15 protein-coding genes are annotated in these 15,617 nt (G+C 66.4%); 9 read left to right on the forward strand and 6 right to left on the reverse strand.

What is annotated here, in order from left to right; genetic code table 11:
- Positions 1 to 20: 20 nt before the first annotated feature.
- The gene (locus ACY466_RS14970; protein ID WP_463246196.1) at positions 21 to 419 is read right to left on the reverse strand and encodes a VOC family protein; all 399 of its coding nucleotides are present in this window, start codon (positions 417 to 419) and stop codon (positions 21 to 23) included.
- Between the two features lie 264 nt (positions 420 to 683).
- On the opposite strand from ACY466_RS14970, the gene ACY466_RS14975 reads away from it, so the two are divergent.
- Positions 684 to 1,925, forward strand: a complete 1,242-nt coding sequence (locus ACY466_RS14975) for an ATP-grasp domain-containing protein (protein ID WP_463246198.1) — start codon at positions 684 to 686, stop codon at positions 1,923 to 1,925.
- Positions 1,926 to 1,966: 41 nt separating this feature from the next.
- Entirely contained in the window at positions 1,967 to 3,955 is a 1,989-nt protein-coding gene (locus ACY466_RS14980; RefSeq protein WP_463252311.1) for a hypothetical protein, read from the forward strand.
- Between the two features lie 64 nt (positions 3,956 to 4,019).
- Here ACY466_RS14980 and ACY466_RS14985 read toward each other — a convergent pair whose 3' ends face one another.
- The 3 genes from ACY466_RS14985 to ACY466_RS14995 are packed head-to-tail and all read right to left on the reverse strand — an operon-like array spanning position 4,020 to position 6,842.
- Positions 4,020 to 5,045 carry an NAD(P)-dependent alcohol dehydrogenase gene (locus tag ACY466_RS14985; RefSeq protein WP_463252312.1) on the reverse strand — a complete coding sequence of 342 codons (1,026 nt, stop codon included), beginning with the start codon at positions 5,043 to 5,045 and terminating at the stop codon, positions 4,020 to 4,022.
- A gap of 39 nt (positions 5,046 to 5,084) precedes the next feature.
- Complete coding sequence (locus tag ACY466_RS14990) at positions 5,085 to 5,786, reverse strand: iron-sulfur cluster assembly protein (protein WP_463246200.1); 702 nt, start codon at positions 5,784 to 5,786, stop codon at positions 5,085 to 5,087.
- A gap of 3 nt (positions 5,787 to 5,789) precedes the next feature.
- Entirely contained in the window at positions 5,790 to 6,842 is a 1,053-nt protein-coding gene (locus ACY466_RS14995) for an amidohydrolase family protein (protein WP_463246202.1), read from the reverse strand.
- Positions 6,843 to 7,019: 177 nt separating this feature from the next.
- On the opposite strand from ACY466_RS14995, the gene ACY466_RS15000 reads away from it, so the two are divergent.
- Together ACY466_RS15000 and ACY466_RS15005 are read left to right on the forward strand one after the other, a co-directional pair.
- Entirely contained in the window at positions 7,020 to 8,477 is a 1,458-nt protein-coding gene (locus ACY466_RS15000) for an AAA-type ATPase lid domain-containing protein (RefSeq protein ID WP_463246204.1), read from the forward strand.
- 57 nt (positions 8,478 to 8,534) lie between these two features.
- Positions 8,535 to 9,002 carry an SRPBCC family protein gene (locus ACY466_RS15005; protein ID WP_463246206.1) on the forward strand — a complete coding sequence of 156 codons (468 nt, stop codon included), beginning with the start codon at positions 8,535 to 8,537 and terminating at the stop codon, positions 9,000 to 9,002.
- Between the two features lie 64 nt (positions 9,003 to 9,066).
- Here ACY466_RS15005 and ACY466_RS15010 read toward each other — a convergent pair whose 3' ends face one another.
- Positions 9,067 to 9,696, reverse strand: a complete 630-nt coding sequence (locus ACY466_RS15010; protein WP_463246208.1) for a luciferase domain-containing protein — start codon at positions 9,694 to 9,696, stop codon at positions 9,067 to 9,069.
- A 218-nt stretch (positions 9,697 to 9,914) separates the two neighbouring features.
- Here ACY466_RS15010 and ACY466_RS15015 point away from each other — a divergent pair, with 218 nt between their 5' ends.
- The 5 genes from ACY466_RS15015 (at position 9,915) to ACY466_RS15035 (ending at position 14,800) form a co-directional block, all read left to right on the forward strand.
- On the forward strand, positions 9,915 to 10,697 hold the full coding sequence (locus tag ACY466_RS15015) for a DUF3626 domain-containing protein (RefSeq protein ID WP_463246210.1): 783 nt from the start codon (positions 9,915 to 9,917) through the stop codon (positions 10,695 to 10,697).
- 168 nt (positions 10,698 to 10,865) lie between these two features.
- Complete coding sequence (locus tag ACY466_RS15020; RefSeq protein ID WP_463246212.1) at positions 10,866 to 11,501, forward strand: DUF3159 domain-containing protein; 636 nt, start codon at positions 10,866 to 10,868, stop codon at positions 11,499 to 11,501.
- Between the two features lie 78 nt (positions 11,502 to 11,579).
- A complete protein-coding gene (locus tag ACY466_RS15025; protein WP_463246214.1) occupies positions 11,580 to 13,115 on the forward strand; it encodes an alpha/beta hydrolase in 1,536 nt (511 codons plus the stop codon).
- 178 nt (positions 13,116 to 13,293) lie between these two features.
- Positions 13,294 to 14,403, forward strand: coding sequence for a GGDEF domain-containing protein (locus ACY466_RS15030; RefSeq protein ID WP_463246215.1), 1,110 nt, complete (start codon positions 13,294 to 13,296; stop codon positions 14,401 to 14,403).
- Positions 14,404 to 14,455: 52 nt separating this feature from the next.
- Entirely contained in the window at positions 14,456 to 14,800 is a 345-nt protein-coding gene (locus tag ACY466_RS15035; RefSeq protein WP_463246217.1) for a hypothetical protein, read from the forward strand.
- A gap of 33 nt (positions 14,801 to 14,833) precedes the next feature.
- On the opposite strand, the gene ACY466_RS15040 is transcribed toward ACY466_RS15035, so the two are convergent.
- Entirely contained in the window at positions 14,834 to 15,616 is a 783-nt protein-coding gene (locus ACY466_RS15040) for an alpha/beta fold hydrolase (protein ID WP_463246219.1), read from the reverse strand.
- Position 15,617 lies beyond the last annotated feature (1 nt).

The raw sequence follows: 15,617 nt of genomic DNA on the forward strand, positions 1-15,617 counted from the left end.
GTGCAGACGTCCACGATTCCTCACGCGGGCGGAGCGAAGAACTCCAGCGCGATGCCGTCGGGATCGCGGAACGACACACCGGATCCGTAGTGGGCGTGCTTGATTCCGCCGTGCGCCACGCCGAGTTCGTCGAGTCTGGCCGCCCACACGTCGAGATCGTCCTGCGAGCAGGCGAAGGCGATGTGGTCCACACCCGAGCGGCGTTCGTCGAACTCTCCCTCGGTCCGGCCCGCGGTGTGCGTGTGCAGTCCGAACAACATGCCGCCACCGAGCGCGTAGACCGTGTGGTGGTAGTTCCCCGACTCCTCGTCCTCGTCGAGAACGGGCTCCGAGCCGAACAATCGCGAATACCACTCCGTGCTCGCGCTGAGATCGGACACGGTGACGGCCACGTGGGACAGCCCGGGGAACTCGGTCATGGTCGACCCTTTCGTCGCAGGTTCGGTATCCACGCTAAGCACCTCGGACGCGATCCACGCTCGTTCGGGCGAAGACTGCCCGTTCGGCCAGGTGGCGGTCATCCGTGGGGCGAACCGCGTCGACCTGCGCGGACGCCCCCGACACCGACCGGTTCGATCGTTCGAGCAGCCCTCGTAGGTCCCGTCGCGGTTGGGGTGCGGGACACCCTTGTCTGTAACGTGAGGTGCGACCGGACCACGAACACACCGATGGAAAGGACCTGTATGCCGCAGTCGGCACGGCTGGAGAAGAACCCGGAGAAGGGGTACGTCGCACTGCTGGGCTGGAGCCTGGCCGCGGTGGAAGCTCTGGACAGTTTCGACCGTCGGTACGTGGTCGTGGCCCCGGAATGGGCCGAGGCGTATTGCACCGAGCACGACATCCCCTTCATCCCGTGGAACTTCGAGCGCCTCAACGACAGGTCGCTCGAGATCGCGGAGACGTTGCAGGACAAGGGCGTCGACGTGGCCATCCCGCTCTACGAGGAGACGGTCGAGTGGGCCGGTGCCATCAACTCGGTGCTGCTCGGCAACCCCCGCCTGTTCGGTCAGGCGATGCTGTTGCGCGACAAGTCGCTGATGAAGCGCCGCGCCCAGCTCGGCGGCATTCGCGTCGGAATCTTCGAGGAAGCGCACGACCGCGAGGACATCATTCGATTCCTGCGCCGCGTCAACCAGACGCTCCTCAAGCTCGACGGCGACCCCAACGATCCGATTCACGTCAAGGCGTTCGACAAGGCCGGCTGCCTCGGGCACCGCGTCATTCGCACCCCCGACGAAGTCGATGCGATCCCGGACGAAGAGTTCCCTGCCCTGATGGAATCGCACCTGGACGGCTGGGAATTCGCCGTCGAAGCGTGGATCCACAACGGAAAGATCAAGTTCCTCAACATCTCCGAGTACGTGACCCTCGGATACTCGGTGTTCGTTCCCGCGACCCCCGAGCTCGAGAAGTACCGGCCCGCGATCACCGCGCAGATCGAGAAGCTCATCAAGACCTTCGACATCGAGTTCGGGTTCATCCACCCGGAGTACTTCGTCACGAGCGACGGCGAGATGTACTTCGGTGAGGTCGCGTACCGGCCGCCGGGCTTCAAGGTGTTCGAGTTGCTCGAGCGCGCCTACGGGTTCAACGCCTACCAGGGCCTCGCGCTGGCGTTCGACCCCAAGACCACCGAGGAAGAGATCGACGCGTTCTTCCCGCGAGAGGTGGTCGACGCCAACGGGATCGCGGGCTGCTTCGGCGTCTACCCTCGCCGTCGCGTGGTGAGCAACCTCGAGATCCCGGCCGAGACGGCGGACGACGACTACTACGAGACCAACGATCTCGCGGCACCGCTGGAGGAGACCGTCACCAAGCGCACCGCTTTCGGTACGCACTGGGGTCTGTTGTACTTCTTCGGCGACGACCCGTACCGCATGCGTGACCTGCTCAAGCGTCAGGAAGAACTGGACTTCTACGTGTGAGGCAAGAACTCGGGAACGGACTCGATGCTGTGTCACAGACGATGAACGCCGACGAGGGTGGGCCCGAGATCGATCCCGCGTTGACCACGCGGTTGGCGCAGCTGGACAACGCCACCGAATCCTTGGCCGCCGCACCGGAATTCTCGAAGAACACCAAGGTGCGGCGCGTCCTGGACTCTTTGCAGCGTGTCCTGCTGCAGAAGGGCGGATGCGCGGCGGTGCGTCACCGCGCCGCCGCGCTCGAGGAGGCGGGCCTGTTCGCGGGCACGGACTGGGCGAGCCCGGACATCCTCGTGCCCGCATTCGTCGGGGTCGGCATGAAGAGCGGCAACGTCGACACCGTCGTGCTGGAAGCGACGAGCGAGCTCCGCATGCTCGCGATCATCGCCGGCGAGTACGAGCATCCGGCGCTGAGCGCGGAGGACGCGCGGCGGTTCCTGTCCCAGGTGCTGGCGATGAACCTCGAGATTCTGTTCTCGCCGCCGTCGGAGGCCGAGCGCGTGCGCTCGGGCCGCATGGCTCACCTCGTGCGCGACCTTTTCGGCTACGTCGCCGAGGAGATCGGGTACGACAGCATTCTGGACGAGCTCGGCGAGGAGGTCTGGCGCTTGCTCCGGCAGCGCCCGATCCAGGTCGACCACGTCAAGGCGATCGTCACGCGCATCGCCGTCTACCGCGGCGATCCGAACGTGGACCTCGGCGCGTCGGGACAGGGTCTCGATCGTCTGATCTCCGCCCTCTTCGGCCCCACCGAGTCGTGCCGCGAGGACCCCGGTGTCGAGGTGTACCGCTCCCGACTCGACGTCATGGACGCGGAGGGACTCGAGTTCGAGGCGCGCGGATTCGCGCGCGCGATGCACGACACCGGGTTGGTCTCGCCGTACCACGCGACCCTGGCGCGGTTCCTCATCGAGCACAATCCGTACCTGCTGGGCGAAGCTCTGGGCGTGTCGGAGACCGGCCGAACGTGCTTGCAGCGCTACCCCGAACTGATGCACGCACTCGTCACCGCGGCCGTGCATCCGGAGTCCGCACAGTGCCTGTACGGCATCGCGCTTCTCCTGGATCGCGGAATTCTGCACCAACCGCCCGTCGTGCCGTCGTTGTGGCGTCAGATGAACCTGACGCTGGCCCCCGATGTGCGCCAGCGGTTGCTCGATCTGTTCGGCCCGACGCCGGCGCCCGAAGCACGGCTGCTCGGCGGGCTCGTGTCGATGCTGGGTCAGCCCCTGGGCATCGGTCAGGGCGACAACCCCACGTGCCAGTCGGCGCGTGCGTTGTCGATGTGGGCGTACAACGATCCCGATTACCTGTTGCAGATGGTCGTCTGGGCCGCGCGCGACGACGAGATCGTCATGCACTTCGAGGGACAGTCGATCTCGTCGAAGGACAGCGTCGGCGGGGTCGCGACCGCGTCGCCCATCGACCTCGACCCCGTCTCGCAACTCCTGGTCCCCCACCTCGACCGCATCTACGCCGAGATGGGTCGCCGCTGCTCGGACCGTCCGGGGGATCCGCACCGCTGGGTCAATCCGGAGTTCCACGGGTGGTGGTCGGCGCGCGGATTCCACATCAACGTCGACGTCGCCACCGGCAACCTCATCGATCTCGACGACTTCATCCGACAGTTTCACGCGTCGTATCACCCGGAGTACAACGGCGGCCAGCCGCTCATCCACCCCCAGCCGGCGGGGGTCGCGGTCACCGACAGCGCGGCTCGCTACGTCGGGTGGCACGCCATCACGATCCTGCGGGTGGCTCCGGATCCGGACGGCATCATGCGGGTGTTCTTCTTCAACCCGAACAACGACAGCGGTCAGGATTGGGGCGACGGCGTGGTCGTCGGTACGGCGACCAACGGCGAGAAGGCCGGCGAAGGGTCACTTCCGTTCGACCAGTTCGCATCTCGGCTGTACATCTACCACACCGATCCGCTGGAGAACGGGGAGCCGGAGAAGGTGCCGGCTGCGGCCGTCGACAGTGTCCTCGGGTACATCCAGCGCAGCTGGGGTGCAGACCGGCTCCCCTGAGACAGAGGAATCGTGGACCTCCACACCCGCTGAGCGGGCGTGGAGGTCCACGATTCGGTGGAGATTACGGAGTGAGAATCGCGCGCCCCCGGATCTTCCCGGAATCGAGATCGTCGATCGCCGACTGGAAGTCGTCCAGCGCGTACTTCGCGGTGTGCAGCACCACCGACCCCCGCGCCGCGAGAGCCATGAGGTCGCACAGGTCGTTGTACGACCCCACCAGATTGCCCAGGATGTTGATCTCCGCGGACACCATGTCGATGGTGGGAACGTCGATGTTCTCGCCGTACCCCACCACGTAGTAGTCCCCGGCCTGGCGCAGCATCGCGACACCCTGCTTGGTCGCGCCACCCTCGCCGACGAAGTCGATGACCGCTTCACCGCCCGATCCCCCGGTCAACTCCAGCACCTGATCCACCTGGGACCCGTCCGCCACCACACCGTGGTGCGCGCCGACGGACAGCGCCAACTTCACCGCGTCGGGATTGCGGTCGACGACGACGATCTCTGCGGGAGTCAGCGCCGCCAGAACCTGAATCCCGATGTGGCCCAACCCTCCTGCGCCGATCACGACCACCTTGTCGCGTGGCGTCAGCGTGCGCGACGCCTTGGCGACGGCGTGGTACGCCGTCAGTCCGGCGTCCGCGAGCGCGGCCACGTCCGCGGGTTCCAGCGAATCGTCGATCTTGACGACGCTGCGTGCCGACGTCTTGAGGTACTCCGCGTAGCCACCGTGGGTGTCGATGCCGGGGAACTGGTTGACCTCGCAGTGCACGTCGTCTCCCGACCGGCACGCGCGGCACAGCCCACACGTGATGAGGGGGTGCACGATAACCTTGTCACCCTCCACCACATTGGTGACGGCGGACCCGACGGCGTGCACCCAGCCCGCGTTCTCGTGGCCGATGGTGTACGGCAACTGCACGTTCGACTTCTCGGCCCACTGGCCCTCGAGGATGTGCAAATCGGTCCGGCACACCCCCGCCCCACCGATCCTGACGATCACGTCGAACGGGCCGGTGGGTGTGGGTACCGGGACCTCGGTCATCTGCAGCTTTTCGTGGTACCCCACGACCTGTACTGCTCGCATCGAACTCATGGATTCAGCCTTCTTTCCGAGAATGCGGCATCACGCGGACACCGTGGTGCGGTTCGGGTCGTCGTAGCGGGTACGGAGGAGTCCGCGACAGAAATGCGCGTTGCCCTCGATGGAGATGCGAGTCGATCGGGCCCGGCGCAGGGCGAGCTGCACATCGAGTCCGGCGTACCCCTCCCCCCGGTGGTCCACCATCACCAGGGCGTCGGGCGTCGCCGGGAGCCCGAGGGTGCTGCGGCGCTTCAGCAGTTCTCGCGTGGTCACGTCGTCGGGCAGGTCCCGCACCGTCACCGACGCGACGGACGCGGGATCCATCGCCGGGTTCCGCTTGACGTACGCGGTCAGCGACCGTTCCATCGCCGCGATGTGTGCCTTGCGGAAGAAGATCGCCCGCAGTTCGTCCAGATCCTCGTCGGCCTCGTGCGCGAAGGTCCCGCGGTATCCCGCGTCGGCCGCCAGGCCGGCGTTGATGATCGCCGAATCGTGGTGGTCGTCCAATTCGACTGTCACCGTGCGGGTCCAGTCCAAGGCCGCCAGCACGTCCTTCGCGTCCGACGCCATCATGTACGCGAAGTTGGGCGCACAGAAGGACGTCGGCAGACGGAGGTGGACGACGACGTCACCGTCGTCCGACGCGGTCACCGACTGGACGAAATCGAGATCGGTGATGGGCTCGTCGAGTTCGGGATCGATCACGGCGTTCAACGCGTCGAACACGGCGGCTGCTCTGGTCATGGCTCAGGCACCCACCAACTGCTCGTCCGCCGCACGATCCGCCCCACGCGGTCCCGTCGCGGTCTCGTCGGCGTCGGGCAGCCGAAGCTCGACCGGCACGTCGATGTCGTAGAGCTTGGCCGCGTTCAGACCGAGAACCTTCTTCTTCTGCTCGATCGTGATGGGCGCGTACTCGTCGAGGGATTCGGGAATCTGGAAGTCGACGAACCCTTCGACAAGCCACTTGGGTGTCCAGAGCGCGTAGTCGGAGGAGAAGAAAATGCGGTCCTCGCCCAGCCAGTACAGGAGCTCACCCATGATCTGGCCGAAATACTTCGGCCGCGTGTGCATGAACGGAATGGCGACGGCGAGACCCGCGTAGACGTTGGGTTCCTGAGTGGCGATCCAGCAGAAGTCCTCGAGCCGTGGCAGTCCACAGTGTTCGACCACGAAGTTCAGGTCGGTGAAGTCGGTGGCCACGTGGTCGACGTCCGCCACGTCGAACGCGTCGCGGTCGAGCGGACGGATGGTCGGCCCCTTGTGCACGTGAATGTTCTTGATGCCGAGTTCGCGGCACACCTCGAGGTAGCGCCGCGTCCAGTCGTCGTCGAGCTTGTATCCGCGAGAATCGCCGTTCCACTCCGCCGTGTACAGCTTGACGCCCTTCAGTCCGAAGCGTTCGGCGTCGGCGCGCAACTGGTCGAGGCCCCGCTCACCGTTGCGCGGGTCGAAGTGGTGGTTGTAGGTCAGCTTGTCGGGATGGGCGGCAGCCAGCGCCGATGCCTCCTCCGTCTGGCCGAAACCGCGGTGGTAGAACTCGCCGAGGTGCGCGGGCTGGAAGATGGCGTGATCGACGTAGCCGATGTCGAACAGATCGTGCATCAGTCGCTCGCCGCCCTGGTACAGGTACTCCTCGTACGTCCAGAGCTCGCTCTCGGGCGACAGGTTGCGGTGGTAGTCGTAGAAGCAGTCGATGAATTGCTTGCCGTGGATGTTGCGCTGGTTCTCCACCCGTGCGTCCCACAGTGCAACGTGCGCATCGACGATGAAGAAGCTGGTGTCGCCCTTGGTGTACATGAATCGGTCCTCCCTGTGTGACTGGCGCCACAACGTATGACCCGACCGTAAGAGCCACGACTGCGGCGGGGGCGACCGTTCTCGTCTCAATCTGAGACACACACCCCCCACTCGGTTCTGTAATGTGAGTCACATGCAGTGACGGCCATGCGTCGGCCGCGGCGGGAGGAGGTGCAGGTGCCCGAACACATCGACGGCCACCGGGCCCTCGACACCCGACGCGGCGAGTCGGTGGACAGGCCGGTGCCGGCCCGGTTGCGTGCGTCCTGGGAACGCAGCGAGCGCTACGGCATTCCGATCGACGCCGTCGAACCCGTGTTCGCCGGCACGGACGCTCCGGAATCGCTCTTCCACGAGTGCGGGGACGCCGTCCTGACGGACCTCTATCGGACCCTGACGTCGGAGCCGGTCGGCATGATGCTGACCGACGCGGACGGCATCGTGCTCACCCGCGTCAGTGGCGACCGAACTCTTCTCCGCGCTCTCGACGACGTCCATCTCGCACCCGGCTTCGGCTACTCCGAACGCGAGGTCGGCACCAACGGCCTCGGGCTCGCGCTCGCGGATCTCGCTCCCACCCTGGTGCGTGCGGACCAGCACTACTCGCACAGCCTGACCGGATTCACCTGTGCCGCAGCACCCGTGGTCAATCCCACCACCAACCGACTCGAGGGGGCGGTCAATCTGACGACGTGGTCGAACACGTCGAGCGACCTCCTCCTGACCCTCGCGCGGTCCGCGGCGGGCACGATCGGCGCGTCGATGCTGGCCCGCGGCTCCGACGGCCACCGCCCCGCACGATCACGCCGCACCCTGTTCCACGTCGACCACGGTGCCAGCGTGCGCTGGGCAGATCTGGGTACGAAGTGGGACGACGCAACCGCCGCGATCCGGACCGGCCTCACGTCCGGCTCCGTCGTCGCGGTGGCGGGCGAGCCAGGATCCGGACGGGCCACCGCCGCGGCGGCCGCGGCCAGACTCGCGTTCCCACACCACCGAATCCTGATGGCCGCGGTCCCGGAGCCCGACGGGCTCGACTCCTGGTTCGAGCTCTGGTCCTTCGAAGCCGGTCGTCAGGACACCGTCGTCGTGCTCCGCGATGCCGACGCCATGCCCGCGTACGTCGCAGACCGGCTGCGTGCCCTGACCCTCGCCGGAGAGTCGATGCCGACCATCCTGACGATCGAGAACCTGGCGGACGTACCCGCCGCGTTCGCGACGTCGGTGACGTCCGTGGTGTCGCTACCTCCTCTGCGGGACCGCCCCGATGACGTCCTACCGCTCCTGCAACACGTGGCCCGGTCCGTGCGTGGACGCGAGGTCGTCACGACTGCGAGCGCGGAACGCGCTCTGCGCCAGTACGACTGGCCGGGCAACGCATCGCAGCTCGTGTCTGTCGCGACGCACGCGGTGAGCCGTTCCGACACCGTCGACGTCGGCGCACTGCCCTCGGAGATCCTGGCGGGTCCGACGCATCGGCTGAGCACCATCGAGGCGTTCGAGCGGGGCGAGATCGTCCGGGTGCTGTCGTCCGGTCACCCCACCATGGCTCGGGCGGCGTCGTTGCTGGGCATGAGCCGGGCGACGCTGTACCGGAAGATCTCGTACTACAAGATCGACACCGGCAGCAGGTAGACCGACTCCGACATTTCCGACGTTGCCCCGGCGACGAAGTGCAGGCAGGGTGGAGCAATGAACGACACAACGAAGGTCACGGTCGAACGCACCATCGAGGCGCCCGTCGACGCGGTATTCGACGTCCTGTCCAACCCCGAACGCCACCAGGCCCTCGACGGCTCGGGATTCATCCGCGGCGTCGATCACGCCGATCGCATCCAGAAGGTCGGTGACGTGTTCACGATGAACATGCAGGGCGATCACATGGGCGGGGAGTACCAGACCGACAATCACGTGTCCGGGTACGCAAAAGACAAGTTGCTGGCATGGAAGACCGCACCCGCCGGCACCGAGCCTCCCGGATGGGAATGGCTGTGGGAGTTGGAGTCCCGGGGTCCCAACGAGACGCTGGTTCGTCACACCTATGACTGGTCGAAGGTCACCGACAAGAAGCTGCTGGAGAAGGTGAAGTTCCCGCTGGTGACCGAGGATCAGCTGGGCGACACGCTCGGCCGCCTGGCCGCCGAGGCCACGTCGAAGTAGCACTCCCTCCCGCACGCGGAGCAGCCGACGCGGTGTCGGCTGCTCCGCCTGCTCGAACCCTGAATCAGGCCGGGCCGGTGGCCACCGCCGACTCGACCACCCGGTGAAGGATGCGCGTGATCGCGTCGGCGTCCTCCGAGTCGCGCGGTGAATACAGCAGAACGTACGGCTCCGGCAGTCCGAGGGCCGAGCGTCCGGCCAGCGGGTGCAACTCGCCCCACCCGGCGTCGATGATCTGCTGGGCGTCGGCCGGTTGAGCCACGACGTGCAGCGACCCGTCGCTGGAATGCACGTGTGCGATCTCCCCCTCTGCCTGCGACACCACACCCGGCGGCCGGTGCTCGCGGACCACGTACAGGGCGTCTCCACGCTTCTCGAAGTGGCTGCGTGACAGGTACATCCGGTCGGAATGCTCACGTGCGTAGGACTCCAGCACCTCGAAGACCGACACCGGTCCGCCGTCGGCGAGGCCGTCCTTCTGGCGATGCGGTATCGGGTACGGCGCGACGGTGGGGCGCGGGCCGGGGCGAGTAGGCAGGTCCCACACCGTCGACGAGCGCGTCACGTCTCGGACGGTGAGCGGGTCACGCCCCCACGGGGTGAGGACCTTGGTGACGGCCCAGCCCACCACGTTGGCAGGCAGGCCGCCCGGCCCGAGTGCCTTCCATTCCGAGTAGTCGCGAGTGAGACTCATGACGAACTGCTTGCGGATGTCACGTCGGCCGACCCCCGTACTCACTTCGACACACTCGGTGGCCGAACCGTATCGGACGGCCGGTCCTCTGACCGGCCCGACGCCTTGTGAGTCGTCACCGTCCTTCGTCAGGTCGACGGTGTCGCGGGGAACCGATCCGACGACGGCGACGTCGACGGCGATACGATCGACCGCGAATCTTCGAGATCGGGAGGCCGATGATGGACCACGCCCCCGGCGCCCTCACGCTCCAGTTCCATCCCGACTGGCCGCACTCCGGTCGCACCGTCATCGAGTCGATGGCCGACGACGGCAAATATCTCTCGCAGTTCGCGACGACGATCTCGAACGGCGGTCTCACGGCGTTCGCCGGTGGCGCCCGATGGCGCTGGGAAAGCAGGTTGTTCGACGGTCGATACGACGGCACTCACGGCACCGATCGACCGGTCTACGGGGCGTGGAACAGACGGTGCGATCCCTACGGGGGTGCCGTTCGATTCGGTTCGGCGTACGCGCTGTTGCGGACGTCGGTCGTGGATCGGACGACGTTCTGTTTCCCCGACTCGGTGTTCGATCCCACCGATGTCGGAGGGCCGGAGGTACTTTCCCGGCTGTGTTCGTCGGCCGACGCGGCTGGACTCGACGATCTCGACGATTACGTGGAAGCACACGTTCACGGGCCTGTCCGGTTCGCCACCGACGTGGCCGCGGTCGTACTCGATCCTTCGTTACGAGGAACGGCCATCGAGGCCTCGGCGGAGAAGCTGGGCTGCGAGGTGAGTTTTCACCCCGGGTTTCGGATGCGTACGGACGACCTCGATCCCGAGTACCGGGGAATCGAGATCGTCGAACTCGCCCGCTCTCTGGGCGAGGTCCTGGCCCCCGACATCATCGGACGGGCGGCGCGGTCCGGGGAGTTCGATCTGCAGTCGCTCAAACGTGTGTGGCACTACCTCGCCCGGTTCGGGCGCGAGAAGAACGTTCGGCAGCCTCGGACCTGAGCCCCTTCGCCCGGACGTGACACTCGGAGGCTCATGACACCTGTCATGACCGATCGGTGACGGCGTAATCGCAAACGATGTCCGGGTGCACTGTCGCGATCCGTCCCTCGCGACGACTCTGAGACGTGCGAAAAGCACCCAGCCGGAGGAACGAACGAGGAGGACGCGATGACGACGTCGGTGCAGAACCCCCAGAACATCGATGCCACGCAGGTGCTGCTGAAGAACATGGGCGGCACGAGCGGCATGGTCTACACCGCCGTTCCGGTGGTCGCCTTCGTGACCGCCAACGCGATCGTCCCCCTGCCTGCTGCGATCGCCGTCGCCGTGGCGGTTGCTCTCGTTCTCACTGCCTGGCGACTCGGGCGGGGTGAGCCGGCCGCTCAGGCCAGTGGCGGCCTCGTCGGCGTCGTGACGGCCGGTGGTGTCGCGGCGTGGTCCGGTAGCGCCGGCGGTTACTTCCTCGTCGGCATCTGGACCAGCTTGGCGTGCGCGATGGCCGTGCTCGTGTCGCTGGTGATCCGCCGACCGCTCACCGGATTGCTGTGGAACGCTTTGTACGGCAACAAGTATCGATGGCGGTCCGACCCGTCGGTGTTGCGCGCCCACGACCTTGCCACCCTCGCGTTCGCAGCGCTCTTCGCCGCCCGCTACGTGGTGCAGGATCGGTTGTACGACGCGGACGCCACCGGATGGCTCGCCGTCGCGAAGATCTCGATGGGCACCCCGCTGTTCGCGCTTGCCGTCGTGGTCACCGTGTGGGCGTTCCGCCGCTCCAGCACGCACCTCGTCGGCCGACCTTGACCGTGCCCCCACGGCACGGTCGACACTGTTCGCCCACTCCCGTTCGAACCACGATGTTCCTGCTGATCGGAGGCCCCCATGCCCGGATTCACACCCCGAGCGACGTCCATCGTCGCCACCGCATCGATAGCACTCCTCGTCCTCGGTGGCTGCAGTCGACCCCAACCCGACCTGCAGGCGTTCTACGACCAAGACGTGACGTTCGAACCCTGCGAGGGGTACGCCACGACCTCGGCCGACGAGGCCGCCTTCGCGAGCGACCCGTCGTTTCTGTGCGCCCGCGTCGACGTGCCGCTCGACTACGACGACCCCACCGGCCGCACCGCACAGATCGCATTGTTGAAAGCACCGGCGACCGGTGAGCGAATCGGCTCACTGCTGATGAACCCCGGCGGACCGGGCGGACCCGGCATGATTATGGCCGCCGGCGGAGCCACGACGCTGGCCGACAGCCCGTTGACCGAGAGGTTCGACCTCGTCGGGTTCGACCCCCGCGGGGTCGGTGCGTCCACCCCCGCCATCGATTGCTTCACCGACGAGGAGAACGACGCCGGCGAGAGTTACACGACCGTGCTGACGGGGTCGAGGACTCTGTCCGAGGACGGGTCACGGCGGCTGGTGGAGCAGTGCGCAGAGCGATCGGGCGGGGAGGACGTACTCGCGCACGTAGGAACACGAGATGCCGCGCGCGACATGGACATTCTCCGAGCCGCGCTCGGCGACGAGAAGCTGACCTACCTCGGCCAGAGTTACGGAACCCGCCTCGGAGCGGTGTACGCCGAAATGTTTCCGCAGAACGTGAGGGCCATGGTGTTCGACGGCGCGATCGACCCCCGACAGGGCACCACCGACCGCAGACTCGATCAGTTCACCGGCTTCCAACGATCTTTCGACGAGATGGCAGCTGCCTGCGCGGCCACTCCCGACTGCCCTCTCGGCACCGACCCGAACGTTGCCGTCGAGAATTTCCAGAACATCGTCCGACCTCTCATCGACGCGCCCATCGTCGCCGAGGACGGTCGGGAACTGGACTTCGACGCCGCCTACGGAGCCGTCGTCGCGGGTCTCTACGACTCGTCGGTATGGCCGGTCGTCATCCGGGGGATCGCGGAGATCTCAGCCGGCAACGCGGACACGATGCTGAGGATTCTCGACGCGTTCGGCGGCCGAAGCGACGACGGCTCCTACCCCAACTTCGCCGAGGCCCTGTACGCCGTCAACTGCATGGACGAGGACCGCAACACCCCGGAGCAGGAAGTCGAGCTCAAACGAAGAATTCAGGAGATCGCCCCGTTCACCGACGCCGGACTCGGACCCGACGGAGCGCGAGATCCCTGCGAATTCTGGCCCGCAGAACCGAATCTCGGGATTCCCTACGCCACCGACATCGACGGGCTTCCCGACACCCTGACCATTTCGATCACCGGCGATCCGTCCACACCGTACGAGGGCGGCGTCAGCCTGGCGGACACCCTGGGTGGGTCCCTGCTGACCGTCGACGGCGAGCAACACACCGTGGCGTACGGCGGCGCGAACCAGTGCGTCAACGACATCGTGGCCGACTATCTGGTCGATGGGACGTCACCACCGGTCGGCAGCCGCTGCACCCTGTAGGTCGGCCGAGTGCGTTCCCGCGAGCAGTACGAATGGCCCCGGCCACTCACCATTGCCCGCCATTTCGGAACGGCGTCGCGGACACGAGGATGTTTGCTATGTTCGACACCGGTCGGAAATGTTGTCGTGCCATTCGAGTGACATCGGACTCTGCACGCTGTCCTCGAGAGGCCACGCCGTGACCGCCCGAGCCGCGAAGTTCGAAACGCCTGGCCTGTACGACCTCATCGCGGGAACCGGGACGGCCACGACCCTCAGAATCAGCATCGGATTCGGCACGCTCAATTTCGCGTCGATCGCCCTGTGGGTTGCCCTCGACACCTCTGTCGGACCTGCTTCTCCGCTCGCGCGAATCGCGGTGGGAGGGGCGGCCGCCATTGCTGCCGTCGTCGCCGTGCTCTGGGCCTCGACCGACTGGATGTTGACTGCCCTACCGTGTACGGCTTTCGGAGTGTTCGCCGAGATCGGCACTGCGTTCGTCGTTCTGTCCCTACCGGACGCGCGTTACGGCCTCGTCGGTTGCTCTCTGTTCGCGGTCCTCGGCGCTCAGTTCACCCTCCTCATGGCAACTCGATGGCTGACCCTTCACCTGGCGGTGGCGGTCACGGTGATCGTCACTTGCTCGGTTCGGGCGACGAATCAAGGTGATTGGTCGGCGTCGTCGGCGATACTCGCCGCGTACGTCCTGATGGTCGCAGCGGTCCTCACTCCGTGGGCTTCACGGCTGACCTGGTCACGTCTGCTGGTCTACGCGGCACGGTCGTTGATCGATCCATTGACCGGTCTACTGAACCGCTCGGGACTGGAGCACGTGTTCCTCCGATTGACGGATCCCTCATCGAACGAGCCTTCGGCAACGTACGCCGTCGCGGTGCTGGACATCGACAACTTCAAATCGATCAACGACACCCACGGCCATCACGTCGGAGACCGCGTGATCGGCGAGGTAGCCGAGATGTTGAACGACTTCGCCGTGGCGCGCAAGGCTCAGGTTGCCAGGACCGGGGGTGAGGAGCTCGCGATGCTGATACCGATCGGGGCACAGAACTCCATCGGCGAACTCGCGAATGCCCTGCCCGTGTCGACGCCCGGCCGCACCGCGCCCCGAGCGACGCTGAGTGCAGGGCTGGTGCGACTCACCCTGACGTCGGGCGATCAGACGTACACTCTCGCAACGGCTTTGACAGCGGCTGATCAGCTGATGTACGTCGCCAAACGCTCGGGCGGAGCGGCAGCTGTCACCGAGGACGGGCGGCGGCCCGACAGCCTTCGAGACTCGAGTCCCTGACGTTCCGGCCGACGAGACGTCGCCACCGGTCGGCCTGCCCTAGTGTGCGGTGATGAGAGAAGCCGCTACGAGAGGCATGAAGAACGGCGCATTCTGGGCGTCGGTCTCCGCACCGGTGGCCGCAGGGCTCACCGCCCTCGTGTGGCAGTTTCCGATTGCCATCGCGGGCACCGATGGACGCAGCGTCGGGGCCGCACTCGGTGCGATCATCACGATGCTCCTGTTCATGACGCTGTTCTCGTTCTTGGCGGGAGCCGTGGCCATCGCGGTGATCGGCGCAGCAGCCGGGTACGTCGCGCGAGCACGGTCGCGTCGCGTCCAGATCGCCGCCGGCTGCGGGATCGGCATCGTGTCGGCGGTGGTGGTCGCGGTGGCCGACGCCTATGTGTTCGGTTGACAAGCCCGACGTCGTCGAACCACGCCGCCTTCGTCAGTCGGTGCGGTCGAGGATCAGTCGAACGGCTTCCTTCGGTGCGTCCCATTGCGGGAAGTGACCGCATCGCTCGAACCAGTGCAGAACCGCGTCGGGGAACAGCTCCGACGCACGCGTGGCCTGCTTGGGCACGGTCACCAGATCTCGTCGCCCCCAGCCGATCGTGACCCGCCCGGGCACCGTTCCGGGCGCGGCGCCCTCCTGCTTCGGCCCGTGAATGAGCGCATCCAGAGCGGCTCCGGTCGACGGGGAGTCGGCGAGCCCGCGCACGTCGGGCAACACGGTCTCACGCGAGAGCGCCCAGGGCCGCGCCGACAACTGTGCCAGCAACAGGGTCCTGCCCGCAGGGTTGCCGAGCAATGTCGGCAATGCGCCTCGCAACGCTTTGACCAGTGCTATCGACGGCTTGAGGGTGGCGCCGAAGACGGTGCGTTCGCGATCGCTCCAGAATCCACCGGGGTCGAGTGCCACGGTGTCGCCGCCGACTCCGCGCCGCGCCAGTTCGAGCACGATTCGGCCGCCCATCGATTGACCGGCGGTGGAGATGCCACCCAGATCGTGCTCGCGAATGAAGTCCGCCACGGAATCGGCGAGAGCAGCGATCGATACCTCGCCGGTCAGCGGCGGCGTCTCGCCGAACCCCGGTAGGTCGACAGCGATGACCTCACGGTGTGCAGCCAGCTCGTCGATGATCGGAGACCAGGATCGCCACCCGACGCCCAGACCGTGCACGAGCAACAGAGGGCTACCATTTCCCAATTTGAAATAGTTCAACGTCATT

It is taken from the genome of Rhodococcus sp. K11/5, from assembly GCF_055193735.1.